The organism is Hydrogenophaga sp. RWCD_12, assembly GCF_046604225.1.
Lineage (GTDB): Bacteria > Pseudomonadota > Gammaproteobacteria > Burkholderiales > Burkholderiaceae_C > Hydrogenophaga.
Window position 1 is genome coordinate 942392 of the sequence record NZ_JBKIXC010000002.1, and the last position, 18273, is coordinate 960664.

The following is an 18273-nucleotide window of genomic DNA, read 5'->3' on the forward strand; positions in this document are numbered from 1 at the left end:
GAAACATGGTTCAGTCGCGGAAGTTGTTGAAGCCCAGCGGCAGGTCCTTGAGCTCGCTGCGGATCAGGGCCATGGCCGCCTGCAGGTCGTCGCGTTTGCCGCCGGTCACGCGCACGGCGTCACCCTGGATGGCGGCCTGCACTTTCATCTTGCTGTTCTTGATGGTCTGCTGGATCTTCTTGGCGTCTTCGCTGGCGATGCCGTTCTTGACCTTGACCACCTGCTTGACCTTGTCGCCGCCGATCTTCTCGACCTTGCCGATGTCCAGAAAACGCACGTCGACATTGCGCTTGGTCATCTTGTTGCGCAGGATGTCCTCGACCTGCTGCAGCTGGAAGTCGGCGTCGCCGAACAGCGTGATCTCCTTGTCCTTCTCCTTGAACTCGATCGCGGCGCTGGAACCCTTGAAATCGAAGCGGGTGCCGATTTCCTTGGCCACCTGGTCGACCGCATTTTTCACTTCGACGAAATCGGCTTCAAGAACGGTATCGAAAGAGGGCATGAAAGGAACTCCGGGAGGCGTGAATGAGACAATTCATGGATGTTAGTCGAGAACAATGTTGCCCTCCAGCCGCTGAACACCTTCGGCATTGCCGCCCGTGCACAAGGTCTCGCCCGGCTGCGCTCTGAAGACGATCTGCGGGCGCTGATGGCGGGTTCCGCATGGCGGACACCTTCTGCCACGTTTCCCGTGTTCGTGCTCGGCGGCGGCAGCAATCTGGTGCTCACCGGCGACGTCAAGGCACTGGTGCTCAAGGTTGACATTGCCGGGAGGCGCCTGGTCGAGGAAACCGACAAGGGCTGGCTGATCGAGGCGGGTGCGGGCGAGAACTGGCACGGCTTCGTGGGCTGGACGCTGGAGCAAGGCTGTCCCGGGCTGGAGAACATGGCGCTGATCCCCGGCACGGTAGGGGCATCGCCGGTGCAGAACATCGGCGCCTATGGGGTCGAACTGCAGGACCGCTTCCATTCGCTGGACGCCATCGACCTGCACACGGGCCAGTCGTTCAGCCTCGACGCGGCGCAATGCGGCTTCGGTTACCGCGACTCGGTGTTCAAGCACGCGCCGTCTGACGAACGCAGCTTCGGACTGGCGGGTCGCGCCGTGATCACCCGCGTGCGCTTCTGGCTGCCCAAGCCCTGGAAACCGGTGCTGGGCTATCTGGACCTGGAACGCAAGATGGACGAGACCGGCATCCGTTCACCCGATGCGCGCCAGATCTACGACTGGGTGGTGGCAATCCGCCGCGCCAAGCTGCCCGACCCTGCCGTCATCGGCAACGCCGGCAGCTTCTTCAAGAACCCGACCGTCACGCCCGAGCAGTGCGCCGACATCATCGCGCGCGACCCGAAAGTGGTGCACTACCCGATGGCCGACGGCAGCATCAAGCTGGCGGCCGGCTGGCTGATCGACGCCTGCGGCTGGAAGGGCAAGACCATGGGCCACGCCGGCGTGTATGAGAAGCAGGCGCTGGTGCTGGTGAACAAGGGCGACGCCGAACATCCCTGCACGGGCGGCGAGGTGATGACCCTGGCTAAGGCGATCCAGACCAGCGTGTACGAGCGCTTTGGCATCCGGCTGGAGCCGGAGCCAGTCGTTCTCTGAAGTTTTCGGACTTTCGCATACCCAGGGCGGTGCCGGGGCGGGGTACTGCAAAGCGAAGTAAAGGACGAGGCGGACGCAGCCGCCGGGGGACATGAGCGGCGCAGTGCCGCGCCCCGGCACCGCCCGCTCCACGCAGTCAGATCACTTCCCGCCTTCGAGCTTGAAGATCTCCGCCGTGCCGTCGCCCATCGACAGCAGACCGGTGTGGGCGTAGATGCCCAGCTTGGCGCGCGTGTCGGTGATGTCCAGGTTGCGCATGGTCAGCTGGCCGATGCGGTCCAGCGGGCTGAACGGCGCGTCTTCCACCTTCTCCATCGACAGACGCTCGGGCGCGTAGGTCAGGTTGGGCGACTCGGTGTTGAGGATCGAATAGTCGTTGCCGCGGCGCAGTTCCAGCGTCACCTCGCCGGTGACAGCGCGGGCCACCCAGCGCTGGGCGGTTTCTCGCAGCATGATGGACTGTGGGTCGAACCAGCGGCCCTGGTAGAGCAGGCGGCCGAGCTTGAGACCGTTGATGCGGTACTGCTCGATCGTGTCTTCGTTGTGGATGCCGGTGACCAGGCGCTCGTAGGCGATGTGCAGCAGCGCCATGCCGGGGGCTTCGTAGATGCCGCGGCTCTTGGCTTCGATGATGCGGTTCTCGATCTGGTCGCTCATGCCCAGACCGTGGCGACCACCAATTTCATTGGCCTTGAGGAACAGGTCCACGGGGGAGTCGAAGGTCTGGCCGTTCAGGGCGACCGGCTGCCCTTCTTCGAAGCGGATGGTGATTTCTTCGGCCTTCACATCGACTTCGGGCCTCCAGAACGCCACGCCCATGATCGGGTTGACGATACGGATGCCGCTGCTCAGGTGTTCCAGGTCTTTGGCTTCGTGCGTGGCGCCGAGCATGTTGCTGTCGGTGCTGTAGGCCTTCTCGACCGACATCTTGTAGTCGAAGCCGCTGGCGATCAGGAACTCGCTCATTTCCTTGCGGCCGCCGAGTTCGTCGATGAAGCTCTGGTCCAGCCAGGGCTTGTAGATCTTCAGGCTGGGATTGGTCAGCAGGCCGTAGCGGTAGAAGCGCTCGATGTCGTTGCCCTTGAAGGTCGAGCCATCGCCCCAGATGTGGACGTCGTCTTCCTTCATTGCGGCCACCAGCATGGTGCCCGTGACGGCACGGCCCAGCGGCGTGGTGTTGAAGTAAGTGATGCCGCCGGTGCTGATGTGGAAGGCGCCGCACTGGATGGCAGCGATGCCTTCGTGCGCCAGCTGCAGGCGGCAGTCCACCAGGCGGGCTTTTTCAGCGCCATAGGCCATGGCCTTGCGCGGAATCTCTTCGTAGTCCGACTCGTCGGGCTGGCCGAGGTTGGCGGTGTAGGCGTAGGGCAGGGCGCCCTTTTGTTTCATCCACAGCAGGGCTGCGGAGGTGTCCAGACCGCCGGAAAAGGCGATGCCGACTTTCTGCTTCGTGGGCAGGTTCTGAAGAATGGTGGCCATGTGTGTGCTCGTCTCTGGGTCAGCCGCGGATCAGCCGAAATGGCAGATGTAGTGGTAGGCCTCGGTCACACGGATCTCGAAGCTGCTGTTGCCGGGCACGTTGAACTTCTCGCCAGGGCTGGACTTGAGCCAGGCGTCGGTGCCGGCCAGCTTGTACTCGCAGCCGCCGGCCACGCATTCCATGATCTCGGGCGCGCCGGTGTTGAAGGTCAGGGTGGCGGGCAGCACCACGCCGACCGACTTCTTGGTGCCGTCGGGGAAGGTGATGCTGTGGCTGACGCACTTGCCGTCGAAGTAGACATTGGCCTGGGTGGTGACGGCAACGCCGTCGATGCGCGAGGTGGTCATGTGAAGAGGGTCCGGAAAAAGAAAACGGGCGCCGAACGGCGCCCGGGTAACCCAGCATTTTAGAGGGCAGAGCACAGCAGCCCTCAGGGAGAGTCAGGGAAGGTTGGTCCAGAGGACGGCGTGATTGGCAGCAATGTAGAGGCGACCGCCGCACACAGCCAGACCACCGATTTCATCGAGAGCGGCGGGGAGCGAGCCGAAATAGATACCCGTGCTGTAGGCGGTGCCGGCAACGGTGGTCACCGTTCCGTTGGGGGTGATCTTCCGAACTGTATAGCCGCCCCAGTCTCCCACATAGAGATTGCTTGTAGCTTTGTCAATTGCTATGGCGAAAGGGTTGTCAAACTTGGCTGCCGTGCCTTGCCCATCCTGAACTCCGGATGAGGCTTGTCCTGCCAATGTTGTTACCAGGCCCGTGGGCGATATCTTGCGGATTCGGTGGTTGTACTCATCGGCAACATACAGATTGTCGCTGGTGTCAATCGCCAGCTGGCCTGGAAAAAAGAATCTCGCTGCTGTTCCCTGACCGTCGGCGTACCCCGCTGATCTTGCCGCTGGATCCGCACCCGCAAAGGTCGTTACAACTCCAGAGGGCGTGATTTTACGAATTGCGTGATTGTTGGTGTCGCTGACAAAAATATTGCCGCCAGAGTCACGAACCACGCCACTAATGGTGTAGAACCTTGCTGCTTGGGCCTGTCCGTTGACGTATCCGGTTGTTGCAGTTAACGACCCTGCAATGGTGATAGCGCTACCCGCCGGGCTGATGGTTCGAACCGTTTTGTTGTCCCCAACATAGCCCGTTCCCGACGAGTCGAAGGTGATGGCTCGAAGGCCTTGAAACGTAACTCCACTGCCAATGCCATCGGTGTAGTCGTAAGGACTGTTTTGGTTTCCAACAAAACTTGTCGCAACTCCGGCCGGAGTGATCTTTCGTACTTCGACGTCTGTGCCTGAGCTGGATTCCATATCGGTGACGAAGAGATCTCCACCAGAGTTGCATGCCATGCCGCGCAACTCCTTAAATCTTGCTGATTCGCCGAGCCCATTGACGTAACCTGATGTATTTACTTTCCCTGCAAAAGAGGCCAACGCCTTGTCATAACTCCCCACCGCAGCATTGACGTAATACCCCACGCCCTCATAGTTGTAAGTCGCAGAAAGGTTGGCGACGATTGAATCGCGTTCAGCCGCGCTGGTGGTGTAGAAATGAAACCCCTTCTGGCGGTGATAGAACCGGTAGAGACCGGTGGTGCCGGCCAACGCGGTCTTGGCGGCGTAATAGGCCACACCATCCAGGTTCATTTCCGGGCGGCTGGCCTGGATCTGAGCCTTTTCCGTTTCGCTGATGGTGAAGAAATGGGCGCCCGTGCGGGTGTTGTAGAAGCGGTAGACCGGTGACAGTCCGGCGTCGGCGCTGGCCCAGGCCGAGAACACCGCGCCTTCGTACCGGAACTGGGGCAGGGTGTTGAGGGTGCGGTCACGCTCGGTCAGGTCGCGGGTGAACAGGTGCGCCCCTGTATTGATGTTGTAGAAGCGGTAGAGCGGGGCGCTGGGCGCCACGAAGGCCTTGGTGTTGGCGCCGAACGACTTTTGTGTCGACTCGTCCGGGCTTGCCGTTCTTGGCTGCTGGACTTCCGCTCGATTCAGGGCTGCGGATTCCGACCAGTACTGAGCATCACTTGAAGAAGCGGTGTACTCGCTGGTCTTGGCTGTGGTCGCGTCGTTGGCGGTGGTCGAAGCGGTCACCAGCGGGTCGCTGGCATCCGTTCTAGGGTCGTGGCTGCCGCCGCAGGCGGCCAGAAAAGCGCTCAGGCATAGCGCCAGCGCCCGTGTCGGATGACGGGTCATGTGATTCCTCCCTGGGTTCGTGAAACTGACGCCGAAAATTGTAGTGCTTCCGGCCTAATGATTTCGCGTGTGGAAGCTGGCCTGAGGGGTACATCCTCCCGATGGGGTATGCCCCGGCAAGAAAAAAGGGCTGGTGCGTTTCCGCACCAGCCCTTGATTCAGGCTTGTCTGATTCTGATCAGTTCAACGGCCAGGCTTTGTAGGCGATACCTTCGTAGTTGTAGTACTGCCCCAGGGTGGCGATGATGTTGTCGCGCTCGGCTGCGCTGGCGGTGTACAGGTGGGTTCCCACGCCAAGGCGGTAGAAGCGGTAGACGTCTACCGTGCCCGCAGTCGCGGAGCCCGCAGGAGGGGCATACCAGGCGATGCCTTCGTAGGTGTAGACGTTGGAGAGGTTGGCAATGACGTTGGCTTTCTCCGTCTCGCTGTTGGTGTAGAAGTGCACGCCCAGTCGGTTGTTGTAGAACCGGTACACGGGACCAAGCCCACTTCCCGCGGCTGGCGAAACCATATAGACCGGCGATTCGTAGGTCAGTGCCGGGTTGTTGGCCCGGGCAGCATCTCGCTCATCGGCATTGGCGCTGAAGAAGTGGGCGCCATTGCCCGTGTTGTAGAACCGGAAGACCATCCGGTAGCCTGGGTTGAGCCAGTTGATCAGGCCGTTTTCATAGGCCAGATCGAAGCGACCGTAGTAGTCCTTGCCGGCGGTGTTGGTGCAGGAAGAAGTCCCTCCCCACAGTTGGCCGATCACCTTGGGGTTGGCGGTGGTGCCGTCGTGAAGCAGGGCAGAGCCACTGCTGCCACCTTCCGTGATGCCGGAGGTCCAGCTCACTTCGTACATCGGGTACTTGTCGTCGGTCCAGGTGTCTCCCAGGTCATTGCCGATGTACAGGAAGTAGTTCGTCAACACGCCGTCGCTGCGACGCAGCCAGCCACCAGTCGGGTGGTGCAGTGAGACGTAGTTGGTGCCCGTATTGATGCCGTGGCGCTGGAAGGCCCAGCCGGCGTACATCGCGCCTGCAGGAGGTGCTCCCACGAGGTCGATAAGTGATGTGTCGGTGCCATCCGAAGTCACGGCGATCTGACCATTGCGATCGGCGTAGGTGGAGACTTCCGACTTGTTGTAGCGCAGCGTTGCGCCACCGGCCACCGACGTCCAGCCAGGATTGATGGCGTTGCTGTTGCAGGCACTGCTGCGGTAGAACCAGTACGACACCACCGAGGTGGCGACCGTCTGTGTGCTGATGCAGTGGTTGGCCGTCAGGACATAGCCCAACTGGGTGGTGCCGCGGTTGGCCACCAGCGTCCCGGTGCAAACATAGCTTCCGACGCCGTCGGTGAAGTCCATCGTCGTGATGGCGTTGACGGCTGGCGGCAGGGTGCAGGTCGCATCCGGGGTCGCGGCAGGGCAGTCCGTCTTGGCCTGCAGCTGGCCCAGCTCCGCCTCCATGGCGTTCTGGACCTGGTGGATGAGCTTGGGGATCGCCAGCGAAACACCTGAGGTATCGCGGCCGGCAGGCAGGTCGACTTCAAGCACCGTGGCTTCGCCCATCGTCGCGGGCATCCAGTAGGTGTGGGCGACGGCCGAGTCGCCGTCGGCGGCCACGTTGGTGCGGATGGCGGCCTTGACGTGCGCGCCGGTCGTCTGTTGCGCCTGGCTGCTGCCGTCGGTGTAGACCCGCAGCACAGCGTCGTCGGGCAGGTTCTGTACTTCCAGGCCCACGCGCAGGGCCTTGGCACCGGTGGAGCTCAGGCGGATGCTGGCGCGCTGCACCCCGTTGCTGGTGGTGGTCCAGGTCAGAAGCTGTTGAAGGCTCTTGGTCAGACTGGTGGCCGCGACAGGGCGCGCAAAGCCGGTCTGGTAAGCGCGCGGCTTGAGCAGGCCAATGTTCTTCTTGTTGTTCTTCTCGCGCTGTTCGAGATCGGCCGCAGACGGGGCGCCCAGGTCGATGCTGGCGCCCGGCTTGCGCATGGCCTTGGTGTCGACGCTCACGGACGTGAAGGCCTCGGCGGTCGAGCCACGCTTGGCTTCCGCCCCGCTCGGGGTCACGGCGTCGGCCTTGTTGAGGCTGACTTCCTGGGTGCTCATGGCCACCAGGTCGCTCGCCGGCAGAACGGATGTGCTCTTGGTCGATGCGGTTTGCGTCGACTCGTTGGCACCACCGCAAGCGGCGAGGGCGGCTGCAGCCACCAAAGCCAGCCAGCGCAAGTTCTTCATCGTCATGGATGTGTCCTCCTTCATGGATTGCCCATTTTATGGGCGCCGTCTGGCGGGACGGTCACCGCTTCGACGCACGTTCGCTCCACTCATCGGCCGAAAAGCCGACCGAAATGCCCTGCTCCGCCCATTCGACGACCGGTCGCTTGATCAGGCTGGTGTGGCGTTGCATCAGGTCCCGCGCCGCTGAAGCATCAGTCACCGCCGCCCGGGAGGCGTCGTCCAACCCTCGCCAGGTGGTGCCTTTGCGGTTGAGCAAGGGTTCCCAGCCAACCGCCGTGATCCATCGATCCAGCGTTACGTCGGATACACCTTGTTTCTTGAAATCATGGAATTGGTGCGCGATGCCGCGTTCGTTCAGCCAGCCGCGCGCCTTCTTGACCGTATCGCAATTCGGAATGCCGTAGAGGGTGATCATGGCGGTGATTGTCGGGGCTGTGCCCGCCGATGGGACAATCCAGCCCATGCAATCCGCCGATTTGTCCGCACCTCCCACTTCCCTGGCCGAATGGCTCGCGCACTGCGAGCGTCAGCACCCTCAAGGCATCAGCGGCATCGAGCTGGGGCTGGACCGGGTGCAACTGGTCGCACGGCGCATGGGGCTGTCCATGCCATGTCCGGTGATCACGGTGGCGGGCACCAATGGCAAGGGATCCACCTGTGCCATGCTCGAAGCGATCTACAGCGAGGCGGGCTACCGGACCGGTGTGTACACCTCGCCGCACCTGGTGCATTTCGAGGAGCGCTGCCGGGTCGGCCGCGAGGCTGTGGCCGCCGAAGCCTTGTTGCCGGCGTTCTCCGAGGTCGAGCAGGCGCGCCGTGGCAACGGCGGTCAGGGCGCCGATGGCGAGGTGGTCCTCACCTATTTCGAATTCACCACGCTGGTCATCCTGCGCACGCTGGCCAATAGCGACATCGAGGTGGCGATCCTCGAGATCGGTCTGGGCGGGCGTCTGGACGCCGTGAACATCATCGACCCGGACTGCGCAGTCATCACCTGCATTGCGCTGGACCACATGGCGCTGCTGGGCAACGACCGCGAGGCCATCGGTTGCGAGAAGGCCGGCATCATGCGCACCGGCCGGCCGGTGGTTGTGAGTGATCCGGTGCCACCGCAAAGCGTGCTCGACCGGGCACTGGAGGTCGGCGCCGACCTTTGGCGCATCGGCAAGGATTTCCATTTCGCAGGCGACCAGCAACAGTGGGGCTGGGCCATGCACCCCTCCCATGGCGGGCGCCGTTTCAGCGGCATGGCCTACCCGGCGCTGCGGGGCGCCAATCAACTGGTCAATGCCTCGGGCGTGCTGGCGGCGATCGAGGCCCTGCGGCCCCAGTTGCCGGTGACGGCGCAGGCGGTGCGCAACGGACTGGCGATGGTCGAGCTGCCGGGGCGGTTCCAGATCGTGCCCGGGCAGCCCACGCTGGTGCTGGACGTGGCCCACAACCCGCACTCGGTCGCGGCCCTGGCCGAAAACCTCGACGCCATGGGCTACTACCCGGTGACACATGCGGTGTTCGGTGCGATGGCGGACAAGGATCTGGGCGCCATGCTCGAACGGATCGGCCCGTTGATCGATCACTGGTACTTGACCGACCTGCCGCTGCCGCGCGCCAGCCATGCCCAGGATCTTGCCCGGGCGCTGGACGCCAGTCCGGTCACGGCGCCTGGCGGCAAAAGCCGTGTGGCAGGATGCCACGCGACGCCTCTGGATGCCCTGCGTGCAGCGGTCTCTGTAGCAGACCCCGCTGATAGAATCGTGGTCTTTGGCTCCTTCCACACGGTGGGTGGTGTTCTGAGGGATGGTGTGCCGCGTCTGTCGGCCAGGCACCTCGCGGACTGACCCCTTTTGTTCACTTCGCCGGGCTCCAAGTCGCATGCTCCTTTCCCGTTCCGGTTCAGCAGGCCATTCGGCCCCACCGCCACCGCAAAGCATCGAGGCCGTGCGCCGCAAGGCTCGCCACCGTCTGATCGGTGCCGCCGTGCTGGTGCTGGCTGGGGTGCTGGGCTTCCCGCTGCTGTTCGACACGCAGCCGCGACAGATCGCGGTCGACATCCCGATCGAAATTCCTTCGCGCAATCCGGTGCCAGGGGCGAAAGCCGAGACGGTTGCGCCAGCGCCTGCGGCCTCCAGATCCACTGCGGTGGCCACCGCCGACAGCCTGGCGGCGCGCGAGGAAGTGATCGAGTCCAAACCCGAAGCGGCGGCGCCTGCGCAGAAGCCAGCCGAAAAGACCGCCGACAAGCCCGCTGAAAAGGCGGCCGACAAGGCCCCCGCCAAAGCTCCTGAGAAACCGCCGGCGAAGGCCGTGGTCGAGAAGCCCGCGGCAGAAAACGCCGCCGAGAAGCCCGCAGACAAACCGGCTGACAAGGCGACCGACAAGCCTGCAGCCGGCAACGAGCGCATCGTGGTGCAGGTGGGTGCGTTCGCCGAAGTCGATCGGGCCCGCGAGGCGCGCCTGAAGCTCGAACGCGCAGGGCTCAAGACGTATACCCACGTCGCTGAAACTCCGCAAGGGCGCCGCATCCGTGTTCGCATGGGGCCGTTTGCCACGAAGGCCGAGGCCGAGAAGGCCGCCGCTAAGGCGAAGACGCTGGGCTTGCCCGCGGCATTGCTCTGGTTGTGATCAGGTTGTCACGCGTCCGGGGCTTGGTGTGATCAATTCCGTGGATGGCGTGTTGCTGTTCATCCTGGTGCTGTCGGCGATTGTGGGCATGTGGCGCGGGCTGGTGTACGAAGTGCTTTCCGTGATGGCCTGGGTGGCAGCGTTTGTGCTGGCGCAGCACTATGCGGGCCGTATGGCCGAGCTGCTGCCGATGGGCAATGCATCGCCGGGATTGCGGACAGCGGCCGGTTTTGCCGTGGTGTTCGTGGCCGGTGCGTTCGCCGGGGGATTCCTGGCGTGGGTGGTGAAAAAAATGGTGGCGGCGGTCGGATTGCGTCCGATCGATCGCGTGTTGGGTGGTGCGTTCGGCCTGCTGCGGGGTGCAGTGGTGTTGCTGGCGGTGGCCGTGGTCGTGGACATGACCCCGCTGCAGTCGCAGTCCGGATGGCAGTCTTCGGTGGTGGCGCGTGTGCTGGAGCAGAGCCTGCACACGCTCAAGCCCTTGCTGCCGGAGACGGTGAGCCGTCACCTGACCTGAGTCGACAGTCTTAGTTTCGTTGAGGATCCGAACATGTGTGGAATCGTGGGTGTGGTCAGCCAGACGCCAGTCAATCAGCTGATCTATGACGCCTTGCTGCTGTTGCAGCACCGTGGCCAGGATGCGGCCGGCATTGCCACGCAGCTGGGCAACAAGTTCTTCATGCACAAAGCCAAGGGCATGGTGCGCGACGTGTTCCGCACGCGCAACATGCGCGCCTTGCCGGGCAATGTGGGCCTGGGCCAGGTGCGTTACCCGACGGCAGGCAACGCCTTCAGCGAAGAAGAGGCGCAGCCCTTCTACGTCAACGCGCCGTTCGGCATCGTGATGGTTCACAACGGCAACCTGACCAACGCCAAGCTGCTCAAGCAGGAGCTGTTTCAGACCGATCACCGCCACATCAACACCGAGAGCGACTCGGAAGTGCTGCTCAACGTGCTGGCGCACGAGCTGGAGAAATCCACGCGCGGCGTGACCCTCAAGCCAGCCGACGTGTTCGCGGCGGTGCGCGGGGTGCACCAGCGCATTAAGGGCTCATACGCCGTCATCGCGCTCATCGCAGGCCACGGCCTGCTGGCGTTTCGCGATCCGTTCGGGATCCGCCCGCTGTGCGTGGGCCGCAACGCCGAAGGCTCGGTCATGGTGGCCAGCGAGTCGGTCACGCTCGAAGGCAACGGTTTTGAACTGGACCGCGACGTGCAGCCCGGCGAGGCCCTGTTTGTGGACCTGAGCGGCAACGTCAGCTTCCAGCAGTGTGCCGACCATATCAGCCACAACCCCTGCATCTTCGAATACGTGTATCTGGCCCGCCCGGACTCGGTGCTCGACGGCATTTCGGTCTACCAGGCGCGCCTGAACCTGGGCAAGACTCTGGCCAAGCGCCTGGTGTCCACTGTGCCGCCCAGCGAGATCGACGTCGTCATCCCCATCCCTGAGTCGTCGCGCCCCAGCGCCATGGAACTGGCACAGTTGCTGGGCCTGCCGTACCGTGAAGGTTTCGTGAAGAACCGCTATGTCGGTCGCACCTTCATCATGCCCGGACAGGGCGTGCGCAAAAAATCGGTGCGCCAGAAGCTCAATGTGATCGGCAGCGAGTTCAAGGGCCGCAACGTGCTGCTGGTCGACGACTCCATCGTGCGAGGCACGACGTCCAAAGAGATTGTGCAGATGGCGCGCGACGCCGGTGCACGCAAGGTCTACATGGCCAGCGCCGCGCCGCCGGTGCGCTTCCCCAATGTGTATGGCATCGACATGCCCACGCCGCAGGAACTGGTGGCGCACGATCGCACGGTCGAGCAGATCCGCGAAATCATCGGCTGCGATGCGCTGATCTACCAGGATGTGGATGCGATGAAGCAAGCCATCGGTTCGCTCAATCCCGGTCTGGCGGGTTTCGACGCGTCGTGCTTCGACGGTGTGTACGTCACCGGCGACATCACGCAGGAAACCATCGCCCGCATGAACCAGGGCCGCGACCAGAGCGAAGAGGGTCAGGAAGACGCCTCGCGCCTGGCCCTGCCGAACGCTCAGACCGCCTGAGAGAGGGCCGGATGAGCAAGGACAACCCTTCTTCTGACGCCAAACTGCACCGCGAAACGCTGGCGGTGCGCGCTGCCGTCGAGCGCAGCCAGTACGGTGAAAACTCCGAAGCCCTGTTTCTGACCAGCGGCTATGTGCAGCCGTCGGCCGCTGCAGCTGCCGCCCGCTTTGCTGGCGACGAGGATGGTTTTACCTACGGCCGTTACGGCAACCCGACGGTCACCAGCTTCGAGCAACGACTGGCCGCGCTCGAAGGTGCGCCGGCGTGCATTTCCACCGCCTCGGGCATGTCGGCCATCCTCATGATGTGCCTGGGCCTGCTCAAGGCGGGTGACCATGTGCTCTGCTCGCAGTCGATGTTTGGTTCGACCATCAAGCTGATCGGATCGGACCTCGCCAAGTTTGGCGTCGAGTCCAGCTTCGTCTCGCAGACCGACATCGGTGAATGGAAGGCGGCCATCAAGCCCAACACGCGCCTGCTGTTCGCCGAGACGCCGACCAATCCGCTGACCGAGGTCTGTGACATTCGCGCGCTGGCCGATCTGGCGCACAACGCGGGCGCACTGCTCGCGGTCGACAACTGCTTTGCCACGCCGGCACTGCAACGGCCGATGTCGCTCGGCGCCGACATCGTCATGCACTCGGGCACCAAGTTCCTCGACGGCCAGGGGCGCGTGATGGCGGGTGCCCTGTGTGCCAGCGAAGATCTGGTGAACAAGTCTTTTCTGCCGGTGCTCAAGAGCGGAGGCATGACGCTCGCGCCCTTCAATGCTTGGGTGGTGCTCAAGGGGCTTGAGACGCTCGATCTTCGCCTGCGCGCGCAGTCGGCCCAGGCGCTAGCTCTGGCGCAGTGGCTGCAGGCACATTCGGCTGTGTCGCGTGTCTTCTATCCCGGCCTCGAGAGCCATCCGCAACATGCACTGGCGCTGGCCCAGCAGTCGGGGCTCGGTGGCGCTGTTCTGTCGTTTGAGGTCAAGGCAGCCGATGCCGATCAGGCCCGTGCTCGGGCCTTCCATGTGCTGGATTCGATGCAGGTCCTGTCGCTGTCGACCAATCTGGGCGACACCAAAACCCTGTGCGCCCACCCGGCCAGCACTTCTCATGGCCGTCTCACTGAAGTGCAACGGCAGGCCGCAGGCGTGAGCCAGGGCCTGATCCGGGTGGCCGTCGGCCTTGAACACCTGGACGATATCCGCACCGATCTGGATCGCGGCCTCTCCAGCATCTGATGCACAGCCTCTGAATTCTTTGAAACGTCCCATGACCGTCCGCACCCGCTTCGCTCCTTCGCCCACCGGTTTCATTCATCTGGGCAACATCCGTTCTGCGCTGTATCCGTGGGCCTTTGCCCGTGCCAACCAGGGCACCTTCATCCTGCGCATTGAAGACACCGACCTGGAGCGTTCGACCCAGGCCGCCGTGGACGTGATCATCGAAGGCATGAAGTGGCTGGGCCTGGACCACGACGAAGGTCCGTTCTACCAAATGCAGCGCATGGACCGCTACAAGGTCGTGCTGGCGGAAATGCTGGCCAAGGGCCTGGTCTATCCCTGCTACATGAGCGTGGAAGAACTCGATACGCTGCGTGAGCGCCAGATGGCCAACAAGGAAAAACCGCGCTACGACGGCACCTGGCGACCGGAAGAAGGCAAGATGCTGCCGCCGGTGCCCGAGGCCGTGAAGCCCGTGTTGCGTTTCAAGAACCCGCAGGGTGGTTCGGTGGTGTGGGAAGACAAGGTCAAGGGCCGTGTCGAGTTCAGCAACGACGAACTGGACGATCTGGTGATCGCGCGCCCCGACGGCACGCCCACGTACAACTTCTGCGTGGTGGTGGACGACATCGACATGGACATCACGCACGTGATCCGTGGCGACGACCACGTCAACAACACGCCGCGCCAGATCAACATCTTCCGTGCCCTGGGGAAGGAACCGCCGGTGTATGCCCATCTGCCCACCGTGCTCAACGAGCAGGGCGAGAAGATGAGCAAGCGCAACGGTGCCAAGCCGGTCACGCAGTACCGCGACGAAGGCTACCTGCCCGATGCGATGGTGAACTACCTCGCGCGTTTGGGCTGGAGCCACGGCGACGACGAGATCTTCAGCCGCGAACAGTTCCTGCAGTGGTTCAACCTGGACCACCTGGGCAGCAGCGCGGGCCGCTTCGACGACGCCAAGCTGCGCTGGGTCAATGCCCAGCACCTCAAGGCCATGGATGACGCGGAGCTGGCCGCGTTGGTGGCAGAGATTCTGGGCAAGCGCGGCATCACTTCCGATGAGCGACTGGCTCGCATCTGCGGCCTGTTCAAGGACCGTTGTGACACGCTGTTGGTGCTGGCCGACTGGGCTGCAGCCTTCTACGACGACGTCACTCCGTCGGACGCTGAGCGCTCGCAGCACATCACCGATGCGATCCGCCCTGTGCTCCAAACGCTGGCCCAAAAGCTGGCCTACTGCGCCTGGGACAAGGCCTCGATCTCCGCAGCCATCAAGGAAACCATCGGTGCCCACAGCGTCAAGATGCCGCAGCTGGCAATGCCGGTGCGCGTGCTGGTGATGGGCACTGCCCAGACACCATCGCTGGACGCGGTGCTCGAACTGCAAAATCGTCAAAACGTTTTGGCGAGGTTGCAGAAAGCCTGAAAAATGGTCTATAATTTGAGTCTTGCTGATTCGCACTGAGTTGTTCGCAACAAGGCACGAAACAGTATCCCTGTGGGGGTATAGCTCAGCTGGGAGAGCGCTTGCATGGCATGCAAGAGGTCAGCGGTTCGATCCCGCTTACCTCCACCACAATTGAAGAACTGTGCCCTTGTGGCCTGCTACAATGCACAGTTCGGTTCTTAGGTTTTGACCCTATCGTCTAGAGGCCTAGGACATCACCCTTTCACGGTGAGTACCGGGGTTCGAATCCCCGTAGGGTCGCCAAGTTTGTGGCACTTGGCCTGATGCGAGAGCAGAGGGCAAAAAGCTGCACCACGCGGAGTGGTAGTTCAGTTGGTTAGAATACCGGCCTGTCACGCCGGGGGTCGCGGGTTCGAGCCCCGTCCACTCCGCCAGTCACGAGAAAGCCGTTCAGATGCAAGTCTGAACGGCTTTTTTCTTGCCTGCACGGCTCCGAATGCGTTGCGTCATGCCACCCCGGTGGCCGGACGCTTGATGAGCCCGGTCGACAGCGATGTTCCGACCATGATGACCAGGCCGCAGCCAATCATCCACGGCGTGATGTGTTCGTTCAGGAACAGGCGGCCGTAGAACAGGGCAAACACGGGGACAAGGAAGGTCACGGTCAATGCCTTGCTGGGTCCGGCCTTCGCGATGATGCGGAAAAACAGGATGTAGGCTAGCGAGGTGCACAACAGCGCGACCGCCACCATCGCGCCCCAGGCGCCCGTGCTCACCGGTTGGGATGGCCAGAGCCACCACGTCGGCAGCGCCAGGCCGAGTGCCGCGCCGATCTGGCTGCCGGAGGCGGTCGCCAGCGGATGCACACCGGTCAGGTAGCGCTTGGTGAAACTCGCGGCCAGCCCGTAGCAGACCGTGGCGAGCAGGCAGGCCAGCATCGCCAGCAACGCTTCACCCGAAGAAGCAGCGCCCGGTGCCAGACTGAAGCCCGATTTGCCGATGACCAGCAGGCACACTCCCACGAACCCGATCGCCAGCCCGGTGGCCCGCACAGCGTCTGGCCTGTCTTTCAGCCATACCCAGGCCACGGCGGCGCCGGTGAGCGGCACGGTAGCGTTGAGGATCGAGGTCAGGCCGGTGCTGATGTGCATCACGGCAAACGCAAACAGCGCGAACGGAATGCCCGAGTTGAGAAGGCCGACAAACAGGATCTTTCCCATGCGTTGCCGAAAGTCCGACCAGACGCCGGACACGAGAAACACTGGCAGAAGGAAGAGGGCGGCCAGTGCCACGCGCACGCCGGCCGTAGGCAGGGCACCGAACTCGGCGGCACCCAGACGCATGAACAGGAACGAGGAACCCCAGAGGGCGGCCAGGAGAAGGAATTCTCCGATCAGGGACAGTGGCATGGGAATAGGTTCAAGGAAGGCCACTTTCCAGCAGCAGAAGCGCACGTTTGCGCTCCAGTCCGCCAGCATAGCCCGTCAGCGCCCCGGCAGCACCGACCACCCGATGGCATGGCACCACGATGCTCAGGGGATTGCGACCCACGGCGGCGCCCAGTGCCCGAACCGCTTTCGGTCGACCAATGCGCTGTGACAACACGCCGTAGCTGGTGGTCTCCCCGGCCGGGATGCCGAGCAATGCTTGCCAGACCTGTTGCTGGAATGGGGTGCCTTGAGCAAGGTCGAGCGGCAGCTCGAAGCGCCGGAGCTTGCCCTGAAAGTAAGCATCGATCTGCCTCGAGGCATCGTCCAGCACGGGGTGATCTCCGACCAGCGGCCAGCTGTCAACGCGTTCGCCAGACGGCGCGTGTTGCTGGTTCTGCATGAACCAGACGCCAGCCAGACCTTGCGGACCGGCCACCAGCCGCAGATCGCCCAGGGGGCTCGGAATCACTTTCTGCACGAGTGGCTTGGGCTGCTTCATGGAGTGGTGTGCTCGGGTTGTGGAGGGGCTGATGGGGTGCGCCAAGCGCGAACCAGCGCGTAGCTGCGCCAGGGCCGCCAGCGCTGCGAAATCTGTTCGGCTTCTTTTCGGGCACCGGGCGTTCCGGGCGATGAGAGGCCGAGTGCGTGGTGCATGGCGATGTCGCCCGCCGGCCAGGCGTCGGGCCAGCGCAGGGCTCGCATGGCGATGTAGTGGGCGGTCCAAGGGCCGATGCCAGGCAGGGACTGCAGGGTGCGGATTTCTCGCTCGGGGTCGGCGCCGTCGTCCAGCAACAGTGTGCCGTCCAGCACGGAGCGGGCCAGGGACTGCAGGGCGGTTTGCCGCTGCAGGACGATACCGATTTCTCCGAGTCGGGCAGGATCGACGCTGGCCAGGGATTCGGCGGAAGGGAACAGCCGGTCCAGGCCTGGTGACCCTGTGTCCAACGGCTCGCCCAGCTGGGTCACCAGCCGGCGGGCGAGGGTGGTTGCGGCCGCGACCGTGATTTGCTGTCCGAGAGTGGCGCGTACCGCGAGCTCGAAGCCATCGAACGCGCCAGGCACACGCAGGCCGTCGCCCGCCGGAAAATCGGTGTGCAGCACAGCATCGATGGCACGCGGGTCGGCGTCCAGGTCGAACGCGGCACGAACCCGGGCGATCACCCAGGGCAGTGCGGGAACAAGACCATCGCTGACCCGCAGGACCAGTTGCCCGGCAACCGGATCGAGTTGCGCCTGCAGCCATCCCCGGTGCTCCAACCCCCGTGCCTTCAGTTGAAGTGTGCGCCGCAGGCTGAGCGTGCCGGTGTCGATGACCTCGATGCCGGGCAGCGTGCGCGCTGCCATGAACTCCATCAATGCCTGCGCTTGATAGGGCGGTCTCCAGGCCAGGCGGATGCCGTTGCTGGCACCCGGGGCGCCGCTGCTCCCGCCGCCACCCCGCCGCATCTGCGTCGGGTTCATGCCGTAGCGCTCTGAAAATGCCGCGTTGAAACGGCGCACGCTGGCGAACCCTGACATCAAGGCCACCTCGGCCACGGGCAGCGTGGTGTCGGCCAGCAGCTGTTTGGCTGACAGCAGGCGGCGGGTGAGCAGGTACTGCAAGGGCGAGACGCCCAGCCGATCCTCGAACAGGCGCCGCAGGTGGCGGTCGCTCACGCCCAGGCGCGAGGCCAGCTGGGTCACCGCCGATGCGGTGCCGTCGCCGCGGTCCGGCTGATCCAGCCAGGTGGTGGCCTGACGGACGAGGATGTCGCCGGCGTCTTCGGTCGACCAGTGCCGGTCGCGGGGCGCCAGTTCCGGGCGGCAGCGCAGGCAAGGGCGAAAGCCGGCCAGTTCGGCTTGGGCGGCATGCTCAAAAAAGCGGCAATTTCCCCGGTGCGGCGTGCGGACGCGGCAGACCGGGCGGCAATAGATGCCGGTCGAGGTCACGCCGGTGAAGAAACGGCCGTCGAAGTGCGCGTCCCGGGTGCTCAAGGCACGGTAAAGGGCGTCTTCGTCCATGGCAGGCTGGTCGGGCATGGACGACATGTTAGGT

16 protein-coding genes and 3 tRNA genes are annotated in these 18273 nt (G+C 63.7%); 10 read left to right on the forward strand and 9 right to left on the reverse strand.

What is annotated here, in order from left to right:
- Nucleotides 1–10: 10 nt before the first annotated feature.
- Nucleotides 11–502, reverse strand: a complete 492-nt coding sequence (locus tag ACLIJ1_RS11665) for a YajQ family cyclic di-GMP-binding protein (RefSeq protein ID WP_411365677.1) — start codon at nt 500–502, stop codon at nt 11–13.
- A gap of 39 nt (nt 503–541) precedes the next feature.
- Here ACLIJ1_RS11665 and murB point away from each other — a divergent pair, with 39 nt between their 5' ends.
- Nucleotides 542–1606, forward strand: coding sequence for a UDP-N-acetylmuramate dehydrogenase (gene murB, locus ACLIJ1_RS11670; protein WP_411365678.1), 1065 nt, complete (start codon nt 542–544; stop codon nt 1604–1606).
- 141 nt (nt 1607–1747) lie between these two features.
- On the opposite strand, the gene argG is transcribed toward murB, so the two are convergent.
- The 5 genes from argG to ACLIJ1_RS11695 form a co-directional block, all read right to left on the reverse strand.
- Entirely contained in the window at nt 1748–3085 is a 1338-nt protein-coding gene (gene argG / locus ACLIJ1_RS11675; protein WP_411365679.1) for an argininosuccinate synthase, read from the reverse strand.
- Between the two features lie 30 nt (nt 3086–3115).
- Entirely contained in the window at nt 3116–3433 is a 318-nt protein-coding gene (locus ACLIJ1_RS11680; protein WP_411365680.1) for a pyrimidine/purine nucleoside phosphorylase, read from the reverse strand.
- A 93-nt stretch (nt 3434–3526) separates the two neighbouring features.
- Entirely contained in the window at nt 3527–5284 is a 1758-nt protein-coding gene (locus ACLIJ1_RS11685; protein WP_411365681.1) for a hypothetical protein, read from the reverse strand.
- A gap of 178 nt (nt 5285–5462) precedes the next feature.
- Nucleotides 5463–7508 carry a hypothetical protein gene (locus ACLIJ1_RS11690; protein ID WP_411365682.1) on the reverse strand — a complete coding sequence of 682 codons (2046 nt, stop codon included), beginning with the start codon at nt 7506–7508 and terminating at the stop codon, nt 5463–5465.
- 55 nt (nt 7509–7563) lie between these two features.
- A complete protein-coding gene (locus ACLIJ1_RS11695) occupies nt 7564–7920 on the reverse strand; it encodes an ArsC family reductase (RefSeq protein ID WP_411365683.1) in 357 nt (118 codons plus the stop codon).
- Nucleotides 7921–7966: 46 nt separating this feature from the next.
- On the opposite strand from ACLIJ1_RS11695, the gene folC reads away from it, so the two are divergent.
- The 9 genes from folC (at nt 7967) to ACLIJ1_RS11740 (ending at nt 15242) form a co-directional block, all read left to right on the forward strand.
- A complete protein-coding gene (folC, locus tag ACLIJ1_RS11700; RefSeq protein WP_411365684.1) occupies nt 7967–9343 on the forward strand; it encodes a bifunctional tetrahydrofolate synthase/dihydrofolate synthase in 1377 nt (458 codons plus the stop codon).
- A 34-nt stretch (nt 9344–9377) separates the two neighbouring features.
- The gene (locus tag ACLIJ1_RS11705) at nt 9378–10127 is read left to right on the forward strand and encodes an SPOR domain-containing protein (protein ID WP_411365685.1); all 750 of its coding nucleotides are present in this window, start codon (nt 9378–9380) and stop codon (nt 10125–10127) included.
- Between the two features lie 28 nt (nt 10128–10155).
- Nucleotides 10156–10644, forward strand: a complete 489-nt coding sequence (locus ACLIJ1_RS11710; protein ID WP_411365686.1) for a CvpA family protein — start codon at nt 10156–10158, stop codon at nt 10642–10644.
- A 33-nt stretch (nt 10645–10677) separates the two neighbouring features.
- Entirely contained in the window at nt 10678–12183 is a 1506-nt protein-coding gene (purF, locus tag ACLIJ1_RS11715) for an amidophosphoribosyltransferase (protein ID WP_411365687.1), read from the forward strand.
- Nucleotides 12184–12194: 11 nt separating this feature from the next.
- Nucleotides 12195–13412 carry an O-succinylhomoserine sulfhydrylase gene (locus ACLIJ1_RS11720; protein WP_411365688.1) on the forward strand — a complete coding sequence of 406 codons (1218 nt, stop codon included), beginning with the start codon at nt 12195–12197 and terminating at the stop codon, nt 13410–13412.
- Nucleotides 13413–13443: 31 nt separating this feature from the next.
- Nucleotides 13444–14826 (forward strand): glutamate--tRNA ligase, encoded by a 1383-nt coding sequence (gene gltX, locus ACLIJ1_RS11725; RefSeq protein ID WP_411365689.1) that lies wholly within the window; start codon nt 13444–13446, stop codon nt 14824–14826.
- Nucleotides 14827–14900: 74 nt separating this feature from the next.
- Nucleotides 14901–14976: transfer RNA gene (locus ACLIJ1_RS11730), tRNA-Ala, on the forward strand.
- Nucleotides 14977–15035: 59 nt separating this feature from the next.
- Nucleotides 15036–15111, forward strand: a tRNA-Glu gene (locus tag ACLIJ1_RS11735).
- 54 nt (nt 15112–15165) lie between these two features.
- A tRNA-Asp gene (locus ACLIJ1_RS11740) sits at nt 15166–15242 on the forward strand.
- Between the two features lie 72 nt (nt 15243–15314).
- Here ACLIJ1_RS11740 and ACLIJ1_RS11745 read toward each other — a convergent pair.
- From ACLIJ1_RS11745 to ACLIJ1_RS11755, 3 genes are read right to left on the reverse strand one after another with little or no spacing between them, the layout of a single operon-like run.
- Entirely contained in the window at nt 15315–16217 is a 903-nt protein-coding gene (locus ACLIJ1_RS11745) for a DMT family transporter (protein ID WP_411365690.1), read from the reverse strand.
- A gap of 10 nt (nt 16218–16227) precedes the next feature.
- On the reverse strand, nt 16228–16737 hold the full coding sequence (locus ACLIJ1_RS11750; RefSeq protein ID WP_411365691.1) for a methylated-DNA--[protein]-cysteine S-methyltransferase: 510 nt from the start codon (nt 16735–16737) through the stop codon (nt 16228–16230).
- On the reverse strand, nt 16734–18257 hold the full coding sequence (locus tag ACLIJ1_RS11755; RefSeq protein ID WP_411365692.1) for a DNA-3-methyladenine glycosylase 2 family protein: 1524 nt from the start codon (nt 18255–18257) through the stop codon (nt 16734–16736). Before ACLIJ1_RS11755 ends, ACLIJ1_RS11750 begins: the two co-directional genes overlap by 4 nt.
- Nucleotides 18258–18273: the final 16 nt, after the last annotated feature.

Bases quoted from the DNA above. Each gene is read 5' to 3' on its own strand.
- murB (WP_411365678.1), top strand. From the start codon at position 542: ATGTTAGTCGAGAACAATGTTGCCCTCCAGCCGCTGAACACCTTCGGC.
- ACLIJ1_RS11695 (WP_411365683.1), bottom strand. From the start codon at position 7,920: ATGATCACCCTCTACGGCATTCCGAATTGCGATACGGTCAAGAAGGCG.
- ACLIJ1_RS11720 (WP_411365688.1), top strand. From the start codon at position 12,195: ATGAGCAAGGACAACCCTTCTTCTGACGCCAAACTGCACCGCGAAACG.
- purF (WP_411365687.1), top strand. From the start codon at position 10,678: ATGTGTGGAATCGTGGGTGTGGTCAGCCAGACGCCAGTCAATCAGCTG.
- argG (WP_411365679.1), bottom strand. From the start codon at position 3,085: ATGGCCACCATTCTTCAGAACCTGCCCACGAAGCAGAAAGTCGGCATC.
- ACLIJ1_RS11750 (WP_411365691.1), bottom strand. From the start codon at position 16,737: ATGAAGCAGCCCAAGCCACTCGTGCAGAAAGTGATTCCGAGCCCCCTG.
- ACLIJ1_RS11745 (WP_411365690.1), bottom strand. From the start codon at position 16,217: ATGCCACTGTCCCTGATCGGAGAATTCCTTCTCCTGGCCGCCCTCTGG.
- gltX (WP_411365689.1), top strand. From the start codon at position 13,444: ATGACCGTCCGCACCCGCTTCGCTCCTTCGCCCACCGGTTTCATTCAT.
- ACLIJ1_RS11755 (WP_411365692.1), bottom strand. From the start codon at position 18,257: ATGCCCGACCAGCCTGCCATGGACGAAGACGCCCTTTACCGTGCCTTG.
- ACLIJ1_RS11680 (WP_411365680.1), bottom strand. From the start codon at position 3,433: ATGACCACCTCGCGCATCGACGGCGTTGCCGTCACCACCCAGGCCAAT.
- ACLIJ1_RS11685 (WP_411365681.1), bottom strand. From the start codon at position 5,284: ATGACCCGTCATCCGACACGGGCGCTGGCGCTATGCCTGAGCGCTTTT.
- folC (WP_411365684.1), top strand. From the start codon at position 7,967: ATGCAATCCGCCGATTTGTCCGCACCTCCCACTTCCCTGGCCGAATGG.
- ACLIJ1_RS11665 (WP_411365677.1), bottom strand. From the start codon at position 502: ATGCCCTCTTTCGATACCGTTCTTGAAGCCGATTTCGTCGAAGTGAAA.
- ACLIJ1_RS11705 (WP_411365685.1), top strand. From the start codon at position 9,378: ATGCTCCTTTCCCGTTCCGGTTCAGCAGGCCATTCGGCCCCACCGCCA.
- ACLIJ1_RS11690 (WP_411365682.1), bottom strand. From the start codon at position 7,508: ATGACGATGAAGAACTTGCGCTGGCTGGCTTTGGTGGCTGCAGCCGCC.